This is a genomic window from Olivibacter sp. EAT-5, assembly GCF_044784325.1.
Lineage (GTDB): Bacteria > Bacteroidota > Bacteroidia > Sphingobacteriales > Sphingobacteriaceae > Olivibacter > Olivibacter oleidegradans.
Window position 1 is genome coordinate 2,832,913 of the sequence record NZ_CP173028.1, and the last position, 18,476, is coordinate 2,851,388.

General features: G+C 41.6%; 14 protein-coding genes. 12 read left to right on the top strand and 2 right to left on the bottom strand.

Annotated elements, in window-relative coordinates; all coding sequences use genetic code 11:
- Nucleotides 1-29 precede the first annotated feature (29 nt).
- The 10 genes from ACH11B_RS11620 (at nucleotide 30) to ACH11B_RS11665 (ending at nucleotide 14,137) form a co-directional block, all read left to right on the top strand.
- Nucleotides 30-1,766 (top strand): ubiquinone-dependent pyruvate dehydrogenase, encoded by a 1,737-nt coding sequence (locus ACH11B_RS11620; RefSeq protein WP_013665482.1) that lies wholly within the window; start codon nucleotides 30-32, stop codon nucleotides 1,764-1,766.
- Nucleotides 1,767-2,386: 620 nt separating this feature from the next.
- A complete protein-coding gene (nuoH, locus tag ACH11B_RS11625; protein WP_377612840.1) occupies nucleotides 2,387-3,481 on the top strand; it encodes an NADH-quinone oxidoreductase subunit NuoH in 1,095 nt (364 codons plus the stop codon).
- Nucleotides 3,482-3,841: 360 nt separating this feature from the next.
- Entirely contained in the window at nucleotides 3,842-4,405 is a 564-nt protein-coding gene (locus ACH11B_RS11630) for a 4Fe-4S binding protein (protein WP_013665484.1), read from the top strand.
- The gene (locus ACH11B_RS11635) at nucleotides 4,402-4,953 is read left to right on the top strand and encodes an NADH-quinone oxidoreductase subunit J (protein WP_377612663.1); all 552 of its coding nucleotides are present in this window, start codon (nucleotides 4,402-4,404) and stop codon (nucleotides 4,951-4,953) included. The genes ACH11B_RS11630 and ACH11B_RS11635 overlap by 4 nt, the downstream gene beginning before the upstream one ends.
- Nucleotides 4,950-5,255 carry an NADH-quinone oxidoreductase subunit NuoK gene (nuoK, locus tag ACH11B_RS11640; RefSeq protein WP_013665486.1) on the top strand — a complete coding sequence of 102 codons (306 nt, stop codon included), beginning with the start codon at nucleotides 4,950-4,952 and terminating at the stop codon, nucleotides 5,253-5,255. The genes ACH11B_RS11635 and nuoK overlap by 4 nt, the downstream gene beginning before the upstream one ends.
- Nucleotides 5,255-7,312 carry an NADH-quinone oxidoreductase subunit L gene (gene nuoL / locus ACH11B_RS11645; RefSeq protein ID WP_377612661.1) on the top strand — a complete coding sequence of 686 codons (2,058 nt, stop codon included), beginning with the start codon at nucleotides 5,255-5,257 and terminating at the stop codon, nucleotides 7,310-7,312. The genes nuoK and nuoL overlap by 1 nt, the downstream gene beginning before the upstream one ends.
- A gap of 9 nt (nucleotides 7,313-7,321) precedes the next feature.
- Entirely contained in the window at nucleotides 7,322-8,926 is a 1,605-nt protein-coding gene (locus tag ACH11B_RS11650; RefSeq protein ID WP_377612659.1) for a NuoM family protein, read from the top strand.
- 8 nt (nucleotides 8,927-8,934) lie between these two features.
- Nucleotides 8,935-10,425 carry an NADH-quinone oxidoreductase subunit N gene (locus ACH11B_RS11655; protein WP_377612657.1) on the top strand — a complete coding sequence of 497 codons (1,491 nt, stop codon included), beginning with the start codon at nucleotides 8,935-8,937 and terminating at the stop codon, nucleotides 10,423-10,425.
- Between the two features lie 326 nt (nucleotides 10,426-10,751).
- The gene (locus ACH11B_RS11660) at nucleotides 10,752-12,071 is read left to right on the top strand and encodes an ammonium transporter (RefSeq protein WP_013665490.1); all 1,320 of its coding nucleotides are present in this window, start codon (nucleotides 10,752-10,754) and stop codon (nucleotides 12,069-12,071) included.
- A 155-nt stretch (nucleotides 12,072-12,226) separates the two neighbouring features.
- Nucleotides 12,227-14,137 carry a class II glutamine amidotransferase gene (locus tag ACH11B_RS11665; RefSeq protein ID WP_149105303.1) on the top strand — a complete coding sequence of 637 codons (1,911 nt, stop codon included), beginning with the start codon at nucleotides 12,227-12,229 and terminating at the stop codon, nucleotides 14,135-14,137.
- 235 nt (nucleotides 14,138-14,372) lie between these two features.
- On the opposite strand, the gene ACH11B_RS11670 is transcribed toward ACH11B_RS11665, so the two are convergent.
- Complete coding sequence (locus ACH11B_RS11670) at nucleotides 14,373-15,002, bottom strand: LysE family translocator (RefSeq protein ID WP_013665492.1); 630 nt, start codon at nucleotides 15,000-15,002, stop codon at nucleotides 14,373-14,375.
- Nucleotides 15,003-15,199: 197 nt separating this feature from the next.
- On the opposite strand from ACH11B_RS11670, the gene ACH11B_RS11675 reads away from it, so the two are divergent.
- Entirely contained in the window at nucleotides 15,200-15,649 is a 450-nt protein-coding gene (locus ACH11B_RS11675; RefSeq protein WP_013665493.1) for a dCMP deaminase family protein, read from the top strand.
- Here the strand turns inward: ACH11B_RS11675 and ACH11B_RS11680 are convergent.
- Entirely contained in the window at nucleotides 15,646-16,320 is a 675-nt protein-coding gene (locus ACH11B_RS11680) for a trans-aconitate 2-methyltransferase (RefSeq protein WP_013665494.1), read from the bottom strand. The two genes, ACH11B_RS11675 and ACH11B_RS11680, sit on opposite strands and share 4 nt — an antisense overlap.
- Before the next feature lie 307 nt (nucleotides 16,321-16,627).
- On the opposite strand from ACH11B_RS11680, the gene ACH11B_RS11685 reads away from it, so the two are divergent.
- Entirely contained in the window at nucleotides 16,628-18,466 is a 1,839-nt protein-coding gene (locus ACH11B_RS11685; RefSeq protein WP_377612654.1) for a UbiD family decarboxylase, read from the top strand.
- The last annotated feature ends 10 nt before the right edge of the window (nucleotides 18,467-18,476 follow it).

Genomic DNA, 18,476 nt, shown 5'->3' on the forward strand with positions numbered 1-18,476 from the left:
ATCTTACTAACAACCTTAAATTTTTTATCATGGCAAAAAAAGTGGCAGATCAGCTAGTTGAAACCCTTTGGGACGCAGGAGTTAAACGTATTTATGCAGTTACGGGCGACAGCCTAAATGAGGTAAATGATGCCGTACGAAGAAATGGCAAGATGCAATGGGTACATGTTCGCCACGAAGAAGCAGGAGCATATGCCGCAGCTGCGGAAGCTGAGTTGAATGGTGTCGCTTGTTGCGCGGGCAGCAGCGGTCCTGGACATGTACATCTCATCAATGGCCTATATGATGCCAATCGATCCGGGGCTCCTGTATTAGCGATTGCGTCAACTATGCATACCGACGAAATGGGTTCTGATTACTTTCAGGAAACAAATACAATTAAGCTATTCGACGATTGCAGTGTTTACAATCAGATAGCTACGACGCCGAAACAATTTCCGAGAATGCTTCAGGCAGCCTTACAACATGCCTATAGTAAAAAAGGTGTGGCGGTTATTGGTATGCCTGGTGATGTAGCCATGGAAGATGCTGCTGATATATTGACGGAAACTAGCTTGTTAAAACAAAGGCCCGTAGTACGTCCAAATGACGAAGAATTACAAAGTCTCGCGCAATTGTTGAATCAACATCAACGGATTACCCTTTTTTGTGGTATTGGTTGTAAAGAAGCCCATGACGAGGTAGTGGCTTTAGCAAAGAAATTAAATGCACCAGTTGGTTATTCGTTTCGAGGTAAGATGTATGTGCAATACGACAATCCGAATGAAGTCGGAATGACTGGACTTTTGGGGTTGCCGTCCGCCTACCATGCCATGCACGAATCAGATCTGCTTGTATTATTGGGAACTGATTTTCCGTATAAAGACTTTATGCCGGAAAGCTGTGGTATTATTCAAATTGATGAAAAGCCGGAACGGCTGGGACGTAGGGCTAAGCTCAAAATGGGACTAATGGGCGATATTAAACATACCTTGCAAGCACTGTTGCCACTGTTGGACCAAAATCAAGATGATAGTTTTTTACGAGCGCAATTGAAGCTTTATGAAAAAGTAAAAGAGACGCAGCAGACTTATGTGAACGACAGAGGGAAAAAGGATAATATATCACCCGAATATTTAGCTCATACGATTGATAAGTTAGCCACAGATGATGCAATATTCACGGTTGACACCGGCATGAGCTGTGTTTGGGGAGCACGATTTATACAAGCTACCGCTAACCGGGAATTACTTGGTTCATTTAATCACGGTTCGATGGCCAATGCTATGCCGCAGGCTATTGGTGCCGCCTTTGCCCGGCCTAATCAACAGGTGATCGCATTTTGTGGTGACGGCGGACTATCAATGTTATTAGGTGATTTAGCTACGATTGTTCAGTATAATCTTCCAATAAAAGTAATTGTGTTCGACAATCGTTCACTGGGTATGGTAAAGTTGGAAATGGAAGTGGCTGGCTTGCCCGATTGGCAAACAGATATGTACAATCCGGATTTTGCAACGGTTGCCATGGCGATGGGTATGAAGGGAATATGCATCGATGAACCGGATAAGGTAGAGCAGGGCATTAAGGAGGCGTTGGCTTATCAAGGACCCGTATTGGTGCACGCAAAAACGAATCCGAACTCGTTGGCAATGCCGCCGAAGATAGAATTCTCTCAGATGAAGGGTTATGCCATTACAATGGGAAAAATGATACTCAATGGACGAATGGATGAAGTGCTTGATACCGTTAAGAGCAATTATAAGCATTTGAAGGAGCTTTATTAGGGAGCAGTTAATGGGGAATAGTTAAATAGGGAGTAGTTAAGTTGTTAAGTAGGAAAATCGTGAATAGCTAGTGTGATAACCGAACGAAGTCAGTTCATTAAAGCCTTGAAAGTAATTAGACAGTGAATAATAAGCCAATGTGATAATAGTTGCAGTAACACAGGCAGTAGCAGCGGTACGCCTACAGCTTAGAGCTTACGGCCTTATAGTAGCAGAAGCCCTACTTAAAACCTATAACTTAAAACTTATAACCAGCTAGGGTAATTCGGTACGCCTACAGCTTAGAGCTTACGGCCTTATAGTAGCAAAAGCTCTTACTTAAAACCTATAACTTAGAACTTATAACCGGCTAGGGTAATTCGGTACGCCTACAGCTTAGAGCTTATAGCTTACGGCCTTATAGTAGCAAAAGCTCTTACTTAAAACCTATAACTTAGAACTTATAACCGGCTAGGGTAATTCGGTACGCCTACAGCTTAGAGCTTACCGCCTTATACCGGTATCTGCAACTCATAACCACGCTCAGCTCTACAGAATAAGTAGTTATTAGAATCATTCAAAATAAGTTTATTTTCCATTTAGTATTTTCATGCTTAATCATTAAGTTTGCATTTATTACAATTAGTGCAAATTTTGTCTTGAATTTTTACATCATATATATTCTGGTTGCCATTCTGTTGTTTACTTTCTTAGCTGGGTTTACGCTTTTTGCCGTGTATGCCGAGCGCAAAGTAGCAGGCTTTGTGCAAGATCGACTGGGTCCTATGGAAACCGGTAAATTTGGCAGCTTGCAGACGATTGCCGATATTCTTAAACTTTTGCAAAAGGAGTTTATATCACCTGCTAGCGGCGATAAGGTGTTGTTTGCAGCTGCTCCGGTTATTGTATTCGTTGCGGTATACCTAGGTTTCGCAGCTATGCCTTGGGCGCCAAATGTGGCACCGGCAGCACTCAATTTGGGATTATTTTATGTAATTGCGATCATATCAGTAGAGGCTATTGGGGTGCTGATGGCGGGATGGGGTTCTAATAACAAATTTTCTTTATTGGGATCGCTGCGCGCAGTTGCACAGATCGTTTCTTATGAAATACCGGCGGGTTTAGCCTTAATTGCTGCAGTAATGATAACGCAGACACTGGATATGCAGGAGATGACCATTAATCAAGGAATATTAACAAATGAACGTCTACTTTTCCTTGGTTTTTGGGATGTAAGTGAAATAGGTGGTTTTTTTGCGTGGAATATCTTTCAAGCACCTCATCTAATATTAGCTTACATCATTTATTTTGTCGCTTCGTTGGCTGAGTGTAATCGGGCCCCCTTCGATATTCCGGAAGCGGAATCGGAACTGGTATCGGGTTACCATACGGAATATGGAGGCTTACGCTTTGCCTTCTTCTTTCTGGCCGAATATTGTTTGATGTTTTTGGTATCCATGATTGGCGTAGTGCTTTTTTTGGGCGGATGGAACACACCACTGCCAAATATAGGAGCCTTGAAATTGGCAGCTTGGACAACGGGAATAGTATGGGGGATTGTTTGGGTGTTACTGAAAACCTTAACAATTGTTGGCATTCAGATTTTAATTAGATGGACGCTCCCCCGATTACGTGTGGATCAATTGATGAGTTTATCTTGGAAGGTATTAACACCGTTGGCCTTTTTATGTATGGCAATATCCGGTATCTGGCGAATTTTGGTTATGGTCGGTTAGTAGTTAAGTGGTTGAGTAGAGTTTTATTAGTATTGAATGATGCCTGCCTGCCGGTAGGCAGGAATTATAAATGATGAACGATGAATATGGTTGAATAGTTGATTAGTCAATTTGAGAATTAGCCGATTATTCGTAAGTGTTTGCTTTTTTCAGTACTCATGAGCTCCCTACGGTCGGTTAGTCAATGTGATGATGGGGTTTGTGTAGCTTAAAGCTTATTCATATGGCCTATAGCCTTATAAATTGCCAATTCCGTGATAGGAGAAGAGCTTGTGCGACTGAAAGCCAATAGCTGAAATGAGTGAATGATGAACGAACAGCTTAAAGCTTAGTGCTTATAGCTTACAGCTAAGAAGAAATATGTTAAAAAGAACTTTACATGCGTTTGGAACAGCACTTAAGGGGTTAAGTATTACTCTTAAGCATTTTTTTGCTGCGCGCAAGGCACGTAAAGAATTGGATATCAAACAGGAAAATTATTTTGAAAAACAAGAAGGGGTTACCACTATTCAATACCCTAAACAGGAAATACCGATACCGGAAGTTGCCCGATACCAATTAGATGTTGAGATTGATGATTGCATTGTCTGTGACCTTTGTGCCAAAGCTTGTCCGGTAGACTGCATCAGCATCGAAGCGATTAAGGCGACAGAGGCCATCGGAAAGACTTCTGACGGAAGTGTGAAGCGCTTATATGCGGCTAAATTCGATATCGATATGGCCAAGTGCATGTATTGTGGTTTGTGCACCGTCGTGTGTCCAACAGAATGTATCACCATGACTGATAATTACGATCGGAGCTTTTCAAATTTATCGGACCTGATTTATCAGTTTTCGGAGATGACGGACGAAGAAATCGAAGAAAAGCGGGCCGAATTGGCGCGTTTTCAAGCTGAAAAGGAGGCGGCAAAACGGAAGTCATGAATATAAATCTACTTCTATTCTATGTGTTGGCTTTCACTGCCGTAGGATCTGCTATACTGATTGTTTCGATGAAGAATCTAGTACGAAGCCTGTTTCTTTTTTTTGTAACCCTGTTTGCCGTTGCGGGACTTTACGTGTTTGCGCTTGCTGATTTTGTGGCTGTTACACAGGTAATCGTGTATGTTGGCGGCGTACTGGTATTGATGCTCTTTGCTTTTATGCTATCAAATAAAGTGCTGTTAAATGATTTGCAGTCAGGGTTTAAGGGGGTATTTTCCCTACCTTCCTGGCAGGCTGGAATGGTTTCTCTTGCGCTGTTTACAGTTCTGTTGACAGTAGTATGGCAAGTGGCGACTAACCAACCGCAATGGATAACGGATGCGAAGGAAAAGCAACTGCTAATACAACATCATGATAATACAATACATCATTTAGGAATCAATCTTATGACTCGCTTCATATTACCTTTTGAAGTAGTTTCGATATTTTTAATGATGGCATTAATGGGCGCTGCTCACCTGGCGAGGAAGGAGAAGCGACTACAGTGATAAGCCTAAGCCATTTTCTAATCGTCAGTGCCTTATTGTTTTCCACCGGAATGTATGCTGTTCTCGCAAAGAAGAATGCTATCTTGGTATTGGTTGGTATCGAATTGATGATCAATGCCGCGGTATTGAATTTAGTGGCATTTGGAAGGTATGATGGTACATTTTATGGGGGGCAAACTTTTGCTTTATTTGCCATTGTTTTGGCTGCTGCTGCCGTGGCTGTCGCGCTGGCTATTATATTGAACGTATATAAACACTATAAAAGCATTAACCCTGACGATATTAACGATTTAAAAGATTAATGGAGCAACTAAATCAGCTATCGATACCTGTTTTGGCGGCACTGATTGTGCTGTTAGCTCCGCTCTTTTCTTTTTTTGTTTCGGCTATTGCCGGCAAGCGGCTGCGAACCGGAGTGCCTGCTACCGTGGCTATCTCCGTCAGCTTGGTAGCCGCTGTTTTTGTATTTGTTAGGGTTTGGAATAGGGAACAAGTCCATGAACAGCTTTCTTGGTTTCAAATTGGCAACAATACTTTTAGCGCAGGTATACTGTTAAATAACTTATCGGCCATCATGTTGTTGCTGGTTTGTGTTATTGCACTGCCAGTTCATATATATTCTATGAAGTATATGAAAGGTGACCCCGGTATTCATCGGTATTGGCTGTACTTAAGCCTCTTTTGCTTTGCCATGTTAGGACTGGTGATGGCGGATAGCTTGCTACTGATGTACATAGGATGGGAATTGGTTGGCTTTGCCTCATACTTGTTAATTGGTTTTTGGTTTACGAAACCGGCTGCCATTAAGGCTAATAAGAAGGCCTTTCTCATTAATAGGATTGGTGATTTAGGTTTTCTAGTAGGCATAGCGATTATTTATACCCAATTTCAAACACTGGATTTAGTCGCTCTTTTTGGAGATCGAGGAATGGTCAGGGAAGCTTTAAACAATGGGCTCCAATGGACATATGACGAACATACCATGCCAGCTATCTGGTTGACGGTCGCAGGAGGAGCGTTTTTTCTTGGAGCAATGGCTAAATCGGCCCAATTTCCATTTCATATTTGGTTGCCGGATGCCATGGAGGGCCCTACTTCCGTTTCTTCCCTAATCCATGCGGCTACCATGGTTGCTGCGGGTGTTTTCATGCTGGTGCGAATAGCTCCCCTTTTCGACGATCAAGTGCTTTTGCTGATCGGCTCGGTTGGTGCTTTTACTGCGCTAATGGCGGCCACAATTGCGTTGACCCAGCAGGACATAAAAAAAATCCTGGCTTTCTCAACCATTTCACAACTCGGTTTTATGATGGTGGCCATTGGTATTGGTCAATTTGGCGTCGCTATCTTTCATCTTGTGACACACGCTTTTTTTAAGTGCTTACTTTTCCTTTCTGCAGGAGCAGTCATACATGAGATGCAACATTTGAAGGCAAAACATAACCTTACGATAGATCCACAGGATATTCGGAATATGGGCGGATTAAAGAAATATATGCCGCAGACTTTTCGATTGACCTTGGTAGCTGCGCTTGCTTTGGCAGGTCTACCTTTGACGGCAGGTTATCTATCAAAAGACGCTATCCTGATATTTTCTTTTGAGTGGTCTGAGTGGCAAGTTGCTTGGTGGAAGCTGATACCAATATCGTTGTTAATTACCAGTGCGCTAACTGCTTTCTATATCGCTAGGTTGGTTTTCAAGGTCTTTTACGGTGAGCTGCGGCTTGAAGAAAATAATAAAAATGTATACCAGCCTCATGAAGCGCCTAAGATTATGCTGTTTCCTATGTTGTTTCTGGGCTTGTGTTCGCTATTTCCACTGTTTTCATACAATCCGTTAATTTTTGAAGATACTTGGCTGATCAAAGGTTTTGAGTTGCCGGAAACGTTGGAAAGAGTCAATATATATCATACAGTAATTCCTGCAGCAGTTAACGGGCTGGCTATTGTAATGATTTTCATAGCTTGGAGGTGGTATGCAAAAGGAAGATATCCAAAAGTAGGTCTTCAGGGGCCTTTGTACCGGTTTTCCTTTTCTCAATGGCATCTAAATCTAATCTATGAAAAAGGATTGGTGAAACCCCTGCTTGGTCTTTCAAAGATTTTATATGCGATAGATCGTGTCGTAATTGACGGCGTTGTAGGAGCGGCTACAGGCTTTATACGTTCGCTTGCCAATTTTGCACAATGGCTTGATCGCTACTTCGTGGACGCTATTGTTAATGGTTTGGGAAAAGGCGCTTTTTTAATGGGAGGAGTATTACGTGGCTCCAGAAAGGGGAAAATACAATACTATATATTTAGTATGTTTTTAGTTTTATTAATTGTGTTATTTGTTGGATTAAAAGTTTTTAATCCTTAACCTGAAAATATGAGCTTATTGTCTGTCTTAATCTTCTTGCCCCTATGTGCTGCTCTGTTTGTATTGCTGATACCTACGGTATATAAAACGATATATAAGTATATAGCGGTAAGCATAAGTGTAATACAGCTATTGCTTGCCGCTTATATGTACGCTTCCTTTGATGGCAAGTTACCTGGGGTTTCCGCTTTGGAGAGTTATCAGTTTGTGGAAAAACTTCCATGGATCAGGCTGGAGCTGGGTAGTTTAGGAAGCTTGGAGGTCGACTATTTCGTTGGCGTGGATGGCTTTTCCGTGCTGTTTTTGTTTCTTACCGCTCTGGTTATGCTGATAGCGGTAATCGCTTCATGGAAAATCGATAAGCAACTGAAGGGATTCTTCTCCCTCTTATTACTGCTAAATACCGCAGTTATGGGCGTTTTTGTAGCGCTTGATTTTTTCCTGTTTTACGTGTTTTACGAAGTCATGCTACTACCTCTGTATTTTCTTATCGGTATTTGGGGCGGGGTAAGGAGAGAATATGCGGCTATTAAGTTCTTTTTGTATACCTTATTTGGATCAGTTTTCATGTTGCTGGTCATGGTAGGCTTATATTTTTCGGTTACCGACCCCGTCACCGGCAATCATACCTTCAATTTGTTACACATGATGGATGGTAAGAACTACGTCGATGGTGCTCTATTCTCCTGGATCGGTAACTATCAGTTGTTCGGAATATCGGCTCGACTACTCGGATTTATTATCCTCTTCATCGCTTTTGCAATTAAGGTTCCTATCGTGCCGCTGCATACGTGGTTGCCTGATGCGCACGTAGAGGCACCAACTCCAATATCTATTATACTGGCCGGCATATTGTTGAAGGTGGGAGGCTATGGCATCATCAGGATATGCTATAGTATATTTCCTGATATTGCGTTCAACGGTTCGTGGTGGATAGGTTTGATCGGTGTAGTCTCAATCATTTATGGGGCACTGAACGCGTTGGCGCAGCAAGACCTGAAAAGGTTGGTAGCCTATTCTTCCGTTTCTCATATGGGATTTGTACTCTTGGGACTTGCATCATTGACACCGGAAGGGATTAGTGGGGCAATGTTTCAAATGATCAGCCATGGATTTTTGTCCGCTATGTTGTTTTTCCTCGTGGGGGTTTTGTATGATCGCGTGCACGATCGGATGATCTATAATTTTAGAGGTTTGGCCTCTATCATGCCAAAATACACGGCTTTCGTGGCGATCGCTTTTTTTGCATCATTAGGACTTCCCGGTTTTTCTGCTTTTATCGCTGAAGCTTTTACGATTATTGGCGCGTTTAACGCTGAGAGCGTTAATGGTCTTCTCCCTAGGTGGATGGCTATTGGTGGAGCGGTAGGTATTCTATTAAGCGCCGCTTATTTTTTGTGGACTTTGCAACGTATGTTTTTTGGGCATACGCGTCTAAAGGGAGGAAGCCAATGGGAGGCTGCATTGACGGATGTTGGTCGGCGAGAAACGTGGGCACTGGTTCCAATGGTTCTATTAGCCTTGTTATTTGGCATTATGCCATCCCTTGTTTTTGACAAGATAAATGCTTCCGTACTTTCTTTAATCGAACTGGTCAGTCGCGTAAATCATTAGTGTTGTTTATGAGAGCGTATATTCCGCAAATCAGTAATTTGTTAAACGGCGTTTGGGAAGGGTTGCCTTTCCTTTTGCCCGAATTTATATTGACGATTACTTTTCTGATGACTATTTTCTCAGGCATTGCACGGAAGGAAAAATCCACGCTTACTTGGTGTTTTACTTTCATAGGTATAACCCTGGCTGGTATTACCGCAGTTATGCAGCGCTTTTCTCCTGCTGTTGAACCCGTTTTTTTCGGAATGATTCTACCGGATACGCATGGAGCAACACTCAAAGCACTTGTTAGTGTAGTTTGCTTACTGTTTTGTGTGTTCGTGTATTATAATCAGCCGCTGAGAAAGCACCCAAAGAAAATAGATGATTTACTGAGCGTACTGTTGGCGATTCATATTGGCTTAAATTTAATGGTTGTTGCTGTGAATTGGCTGATGGCTTATATAACAATAGAAATGGTATCCATAGGTTCCTATATTATGGTGGCTTATTTATCGAGGAATAATAAGCAGAGTGAGGCCGCCATGAAATATGTTTTGTTCGGCACGGTTTGCTCAGCGATTATGCTGTATGGACTTTCTTTTTTTTATGGATATACCGGAAGTCTCAATTTCGTTGACCCGAAACATTTAGCCAGCTTGATGAGCATGCCGCTCCCCGTGTTTATCGTTGCCGCACTTTTTGTATTAACGGGCATCGGGTTTAAACTATCCTTTGTTCCTTTTCACTTTTGGAGTCCGGATGTTTATCAAGGAGCAGCTACACCGGTGACCGCTTTTTTGTCAACGGCTCCAAAAGTAGGTGCAATTATGCTTTTAGGACGCTTTGTTTTAGCTTGGTCTCAAAGCACAGTAGCATTACCGATGCCGCTGTTTTACCTGTTGGCTGTCATCGCTATAATTAGTATGCTTTTAGGGAATCTAGTGGCGATTAGACAAAGTAATATGAAGCGGATGATGGCTTATTCATCCATTGGACACACAGGTTTTCTGGTTATGATTATATTAACGGATGCTGAGCGTTCATTTCCGATTCTTTTTTTCTTTTTGGTTTCTTATGTGGTAATGAATATGGGCGTGTTTATGCTTGCCGATTATTTGGAAGAAAAGTTTGGTTTTACGGAAATTACGCAATACGAAGGACTTGGGAGATCAAATCCGTTAATTATGGGCGTGTTAACCTTATTTATGGTGTCACTCGTCGGCTTACCACCGACAGTAGGTTTCGTCGCTAAATTGCTTACCTTTTCGGCTGTACTTAATGCCTATGAAAGCAACGCAAATCCGGCTTGGCTATTTCTATTGATTACCGGGGCCATTACTACTGTTGTAGCCTTATTCTTTTATTTCAAGATTCCCCTACAAGCTTTTCTAAAAAATACAAACATGGAACCGAAGCAGTCGGGAACAATGAACGGCTTGCTTATTGTAGCCTTTCTTTTATGCTTGTTAACGCTTCTGTTTGGAATATTCCCCGCTTTTCTGCTTGATTTACTTTAAAACTAGCGTTTTTTGATTTTTGGTTAAATAAGTAGTTGGCAAGCATTCCGGTCCCTGCCTATGGCTAGTTAATCGATTTTAAACCGCTCTCTTTTTTCATTGTTTTCTCCACTTTCTTTTTTGTTCTTTTTTATTTGCTGTTTTTTACTCGAAAATCAATTCATTCTGTGTTGTTTTTGGTGTGGTTTTATATTTTCATGTACGTTTTTCTTTTTATTTTGTGTTATTTCTAATTTATTTTGATTTTTTGTATTAAAAAAATACAAATATGTGTTTTGTTTTTGAAATATTGTATATATTTGGTCCAACTTATGTTAAAATATAATATGAATTCGAAAAAATCAACTGTTCCTTTTATTTTTCTTTTGCTTGTAGTGCTGTTGGCGCTAATTTTTCCATCAGTTCCTCTATCTGGGGGTGGAGCTACTGCGGAATACGATGGTGCAGATGTGGCTTGGATGCTAACGTCTACCGCTTTAGTATTGATCATGACTCCGGGATTGGCCTTTTTTTATGGGGGGATGGTGAAGAAAAAGAATGTAATTTCGACCATGCTGCAAAGTTTTATCTGTATGTGCATCGTGGCCGTTATTTGGGTCGTATTCGGTTTTAGTCTGGTATTTGGCGAATCATGGCACGGAATTGTCGGAAATCCCTGCACCTTTTTTATGTTTAAGGGCGTGTTGGACGGACCAAATTGGGTGGGAGCTCCTACGATTCCATTGGCCGTCTTTGCTATGTATCAATTAAAATTCGCAATCATCACACCTGCGCTTATAACAGGAGCTTTCGCTGAACGTATTCGGTTTACTTCCTATATTTTATTTGTTTGTTTATTTTTCGTCTTTATATATGCTCCTTTAGCCCATGCCACCTGGCATCCCGAAGGTCTGCTGGCAAGCATGGGGGTGTTAGACTTTGCAGGAGGGACGGTGGTGCATATGTCGGCCGGTGTAACTGCGTTCATGTCTGCCATCTTCTTGAAGAGGGGGAATAGCAATGGACATGATCCCGCCCGTGTTACTTATGTTTTAATTGGTATGGGGCTATTATGGTTCGGATGGTTTGGTTTTAATGCAGGTTCTGCTTTTGGAGCAAATCACTTGGCCGCATCAGCCCTGGCCACAACCACTACAGCATCGGCTGCTGCGGCACTGGCTTGGATCTTTTTTGACGCGGCACGGGGGAAGAAGCCTTCCGCTTTGGGCGTTTCAATCGGCGTAGTAGTCGGTTTGGTTGCCATTACCCCAGCGGCGGGCTTTGTTACGGTTCCGCATTCGTTGATTATAGGGGTTGTGACGGCAATTATATGTAATTTACTGGTTGAATGGCGTACTACACGTTCGAATGTGGATGATACGTTGGATGTTTTTCCAAGTCATGGTGTTGGCGGAATGGTTGGTATGTTGCTAACAGGCGTTTTTGCTTCAAAGCACGTTAACCCAATAGTGGCCACCGATGGGTTGTTTTTTGGCGAAACCTCCTTGTTTTGGGCGCAACTTATAGGATTGATAGGGTCTGTAGCCTATACATTTATTGTAGCATTTGTTTTATTGCGTGTGACAAACGCGATCAGCAAGTTACGTGTTTCTCCTGAAGAGGAGGAAATGGGATTAGATATTAGTCAACATGGTGAGAAACTCTAATTAACCAAACCAATATCTTCAGGCAGCAGTGTTTGAATCAGTGAGCCTCTTGATGGGAGAGGCTCCAATTTTTTTACATAGGGGTGTTTATTTTTAGGTCGCTTTCTTTTTGCAAAGTTGTTTAAATATGTAATTTTGCATGCTCAATTCCAACTATGAGTGACTCAATCAAACACGAGTGCGGCATCGCATTAATCCGCTTGCTAAAGCCTCTTTCTTATTATCAGGAGAAGTACGGTACCTCTCTGTACGGCATCAACAAACTTTATTTATTAATGGAGAAGCAACATAACCGAGGCCAGGATGGAGCCGGTATTGCCACCATTAAGTTTGATATTAAGCCGGGTAATCGGTATATCAGCCGATATAGAGCAATGGGACCAAGTGCTGTTTCGGAAATTTTTGAATATGTTCAACGGAAGTTTGCGGCTATTCAACAAGCTGAACCCGAACTCTTTCAAGATTCCCATTGGTTAAAGGAGAACATGAGTTTTGTTGGCGAAGTCCTACTGGGACACTTGCGTTATGGAACCCATGGCAAAAATAGCATTGAAAATTGCCACCCCTTTTTGCGACAAAACAATTGGATGAGTCGTAATTTAGTAATAGCCGGTAATTTCAATATGACTAATGTCGATGAATTATTGGAACAATTGTTTGAATTGGGGCAACATCCAAAAGAACAGGCTGATACTGTGACGGTTTTGGAGAAGATAGGCCATTTTTTGGATACCGAGAACCAAGAGCTTTTTGATAAATTTAAAAAAGAAGGATATTCCAATGTTGAAATAAGTGCGCTTATTGCAAAAAATCTTGACGTTGCCAATATTCTTCGTCGTTCTGCAAAAACATGGGACGGTGGCTACACCATTAGTGGTATTTTCGGCCATGGAGATGCTTTCGTTATGCGCGATCCGGCAGGGATTAGACCGGCGTACTACTATTATGATGATGAAATAGCGGTGGTTACATCAGAACGCCCGGCTATTCAGACCGCTTTCAATATCAAATTTGAAAATATTCGCGAGATTAAACCGGGGCATGCGCTTATTATCAAAAAAGATGGAACAATTACCGAAGAAATGTTTCGGGAACCGGAAGAACAAAAGTCCTGTTCTTTTGAGCGTATCTATTTTTCACGGGGTAGCGATGCCGAGATTTACCAGGAAAGGAAACAGTTGGGAAGGTTGTTATGCCCCAGTATCTTAGAAGCGATCAATCACGATATAAAAAATACCGTTTTTTCCTTTATTCCAAATACTGCTGAAGTAGCTTTTTATGGTGTGACGGATGGAATTAACGAGTATGTTCGTAAATTACAGAAAGATACCTTATTAAAACGGACTGATAAGATATCGGACACCGAGTTGGAGGATATGCTTAATATATCGCCTCGTTTTGAGAAACTGAGCATTAAAGATGCGAAGTTACGAACTTTTATTACGCAGGATGCGGATAGGCAAGATATGGTGGCTCACGTATACGATACAACCTACGGTGTGGTGAAGAGCGGTGAGGATACCATTGTGGCCATTGATGATTCCATCGTACGTGGCACGACCTTAAAACAAAGTATCTTGAAAATTTTGGATCGCTTAAATCCGGTGAAGATTATCATTGTTTCATCTGCTCCGCAAATACGCTATCCTGATTGTTATGGTATTGATATGTCTAGAATGGGTGAATTTGTTGCTTTTGAGGCTGCCATTTCACTATTGCGAAAAAATGGCATGAATTACATCATTGATGACGTATATCAAAAATGTGTGGAATCATTGGATATGGATAAAACATTGGTGCCAAATCATGTCAAAGCTATTTATGAACCATTCACATATGAGGAAATATCAGCTGAGATTGCGCGTATTGTGACTCCGATTGATATCAAAGCAAAGGTAGAAGTGATTTACCAAAAGTTGGAAGATTTACATATCGCTTGTCCGAAGAATAAAGGCGACTGGTACTTTTCAGGGGATTACCCGACGCCTGGTGGGAACAAAGTAGTCAACCGCGCTTTTATGAATTGGGTGGAAGGTAAAAACGTACGTGCCTACTACTCGGCTTAGTACAGTTAAAAGCTAAATAGCAAAAGATGGAAAACAGGTCGGGTTTATCTCAGCCTGTTTTTTTAATAAAAAGTTTTCTTGAGCATATGAATGTATGCTACCCGGATTTTTAGAATAAACGAATAGCTAATCCGTTGCTTATGGGCAGTCGACGAAAATGGTACCGTTAAAATAGGGGAGGTAAAAACCTTCCATACAGCTTCCCTACTAACTAAACTAACTACTTCCTTATTCCTTAGATAATCGTATGCGTAAACACCAACTCATACATCAATCGCAAAGCAAAAACGATAATGAGCGCACCGGCGAACTTATTGATTTTATTCAATGTGCATTCTTCGATTTTATGACTTAGCTTGTCGGCATAAAAAGCTTTCAACGAATCAATGCCTAACTGAGTGAAAAGTACACAAGCAAAAAAAGGTACGATCCGCTTTAAATCAAAGGTATTACTGATAGAAACAACGCCACTTGTCACACTAATCCAATAAAGTAGCAGTGTTGGGTTGAAAATACACATGGCTAACCCCTTAATAAAGTACCCACTATGCTCTTTTTTAGATAGACACTTCGTGCGTTTGATGGTGACTTTTTTGCGAATATAATGAATGCCTACACCTAGTAATACAAAGCTGCCAATAATGCCAAGAGGTAAAAGAATCTCTTTTTCACGAGCAATGTAAGAAGATCCATATAGGGCAAGTGCTACATACATGACATCGGCTACGAATACGCCAAATGCAAAAGAAAGACCACCATAGAAGCCTTTTTCTATACTTGTTTTCAGTAATGCGAAGAAAGCCGGGCCGGTCAGAAAAGATAAAATAATTCCTAAACCAACACCGGAAATGATTATTTCAATCATATTTTCATTACTTGGTTGAGCTGCAAGTATAAGAAAAAAATATTAAATGGAAGTTTCTGTTGAAAAAAGTCACAGGAATTTTGGGCTTTAATTCTATTTTTGTAACACTGTTAAGTAAAGTTATTTACGCTTGAGGCCCCTATTTTTTTATCATTAAGTGGCTCTGTAACAGTTTTGCAATGTAACAATCAGAAGAGATGACAAAACCTAGTTTTGATGAAATATTTATGAATTTGGCACTCGAGCTTGCCGAACGCTCTCATTGTGTAAAGGCGCATGTAGGGGCAGTATTGGCAAAGGATACCAGAATTATATCGATCGGATATAACGGACCTCCGTCCGGGACGCATAACTGCGATCAAGAGTGGCCATTGGAAGGGTGTGCTCGCGATTCCAAAGGAAGTTGTTCATTGGCTTTACATGCCGAGGAGAATGCCATTTTATATGCGGTAAAAAATGGAGCAGGTTTACAAGGTGCAACCTTGTATACTACGTTATCACCTTGTTTACCCTGCGCTCGGTTAATTTACTCAGCAGGTATCGTCAAAGTGCTGTATAAATACTCTTATGCTGAATACAAAGGCTTAACATCGGATGAGGGTGTCGACTTTCTGAATAGATTTGGAGTAAATGCGGTTAAATTTTAGCTCTTCCTGCCAATCATGACTACAAAGTTGTGGTATCTGTAAATACAATCCACTTCATTAAAGCCGATCCGTTGCAACTCGTTTAATTGCCAGGATAGGGGAGCAAGCTTATCCATAGCAGTCCGTTTAAACGCATTTTGTATGGCTTCTTGACTCAGTCCTGATTCAATAACCGAACGACGCCATTGATCTTGGTAAAAATTGTCGATCGCCGGTGTACGACCTTTTACTTGGTCGGCATTAATAAACAAGCCGTCTGGCTTCAAAGCTTTAAAGATCCGTTGGTAAAGAATGGATTTTTCCTGATCCGTTAAATGGTGGATTGAGAGCGAAGAAATAATGATATCATATTTTCCGGGAAGAGAACGTTCCCTGTAATCCATCTCCAGGTAAGAAAAGTGACTTAAACCGGTAAACCGTCTCTTCGCAACAGCAAGCATCTCAGGCGATATGTCGAGCAGCGTATACTTTAGCTTTGGATTAACTTGATAGACGAAGTAAGAAAATAAGCCGGTTCCCGCTCCGATATCCAACAGATTTTCTGCATGGTAATGGTTCTGTATCAGTGGAAGACTGATATGATAGAAGTCCTGAAAGCAGGGGATTAATTGTTCGCGCTCTTGGTCATATTTTTCTGATATCTCACCAAAGCGCCTTCGTATTTCATCCATAGAAATGCCTTAGATATAACGTGAAGCCTTTTATAGTACCCTTAAAAGTACGACGAAAGCAAATGACGACCTAAGAACGAAGATAACAAATATTCAAATTCGTAAAAAGGCAAAGCAGTAACAATTGCTATGCATTAATGTGAATTTTGGCCAAACTGCGAAGGCCTCTATCTCTTTATACGGGCGTAGATGTTTCGCTGGCCTCGGTTATTCGCTCCGAAGCTATTACTGTGGCTTAAGATAAGGACTAAATATTTGTGAAAAAAGGGCTTTTTGTCTATTTTGGCGCCAAGAGAAATGAAATTACATGGGATATAAAAGCTTAGCCGAATGTGTAAGAGATTTGGAACAAAATGGACACCTAGTGCGGATTAAAGAGGAGGTGGATCCGTATTTGGAAATGGCTGCGATTCATTTGCGCGTATATGAGCATCGTGGCCCAGCTCTTCTGTTTGAGCGAGTAAAAGGGAGCAAATTTCCTGCGGTGTCTAACCTGTTTGGTACGCTCGAGCGGTCGCGCTTCATGTTTAGGGATACCCTTCATAAAATGAAATTGATGGTCGATCTTAAAATGGATCCCATGCGAGCGCTTAAAAACCCGTTAAAATATGCCAGCATTTCTTTAAATGCATTGTCGGCTCTACCCATGAAAGTTGGTAAGAATAGTCCGATAAACTATGGTAAGACGACGATCAGTGCATTACCGCAGGTTGTTAATTGGCCAATGGACGGGGGGGCTTTTGTTACCATGCCCCAGGTTTATACGGAAGATGTGACAAAGCCTGGGATTATGCAGGCCAATTTAGGCATGTACCGTATCCAACTTGGTGGAAATGATTATATAAAAGACAAGGAAGTAGGGCTTCATTACCAACTCCATAGGGGAATAGGTGTGCATCAGACAAAGGCCAACGAACGTGGAAAACCACTCAAAGTGAGCATCTTTGTTGGAGGGCCCCCTGCTCACCCTTTGGCAGCCGTAATGCCTTTACCGGAAGGGCTTTCAGAAATGATTTTTGCGGGTGCACTTGGTAACAGAAGGTTTCGCTATTTTTACGACAGTGAAGGATTTTGTATTTCCGCCGATGCCGATTTTGTTATTACAGGAACAGTGTATCCCAATGAAAATAAACCCGAAGGGCCTTTTGGTGATCATATTGGCTATTATAGCTTAGTACATCCGTTCCCACTGATGCATGTACATAACGTGTATTACCGCAAGCATGCTATTTGGTCTTTCACGGTAGTCGGTAGACCTCCACAAGAAGACACAAGCTTTGGCGAATTGATTCATGAAATTAGCGGCCCGGCTATTCCTAAGGAAATCAATGGTCTGCATGCTGTTCATGCCGTGGATGCGGCTGGCGTACACCCGCTGCTTTTTGCCATTGGTTCGGAACGATATACGCCTTATCTTAAAATCGATAGACCGCAGGAGATATTAACCATAGCCAATCAAGTATTGGGAAAAAATCAGTTAAGTTTAGCTAAATACTTGTTTATAGCGGCGAAAGAGGATAATCCTTCATTGAATATACATGATATTCCGGCTTTTCTTATGCATGTACTGTCACGAATGGATTTTGCAAGAGATCTTCACTTTCATACACGGACAACGATAGATACCCTCGATTATAGCGGCGAAGGACTTAATTCGGGATCAAAGGTAGTCTTTGCCGCTGCGGGGAATGTAAAGAGGATCTTGTGGCCGGAAATGCCTGCCGGCCTAGATTTTCCCAGGAACTTTGCACAAAAAAAAATAGTAGTCCCCGGTGTACTGGCTGTTCAGGCAGCTCCTTTCACTGCTTATCCGCAAGCGAAAGACGAACTGGAAGTGTTTGCAAAAGAGCTCACATCCATGGATTTAAGCGGCATTGCTTTAATTGTGCTTTGCGATGATCTGCAATTTACGGCTGAAAATATCAATAATTTCGTTTGGGTGTGCTTTACACGAAGCAATCCTTCGCATGATATTTATGGCGTCAATAGCTTTGTCGAGTATAAGCATTGGGGATGTAAGGGGCCACTGATTATTGACGCGCGTAACAAACCTCACCATGCACCACCTCTGGAAAAGGTGCCCGAAATCGAAAAACGGGTTGATCAATTAGCTAGTCGGGGAGGGTCTCTGTTCGGAATTATTTAGAAACGCTTCT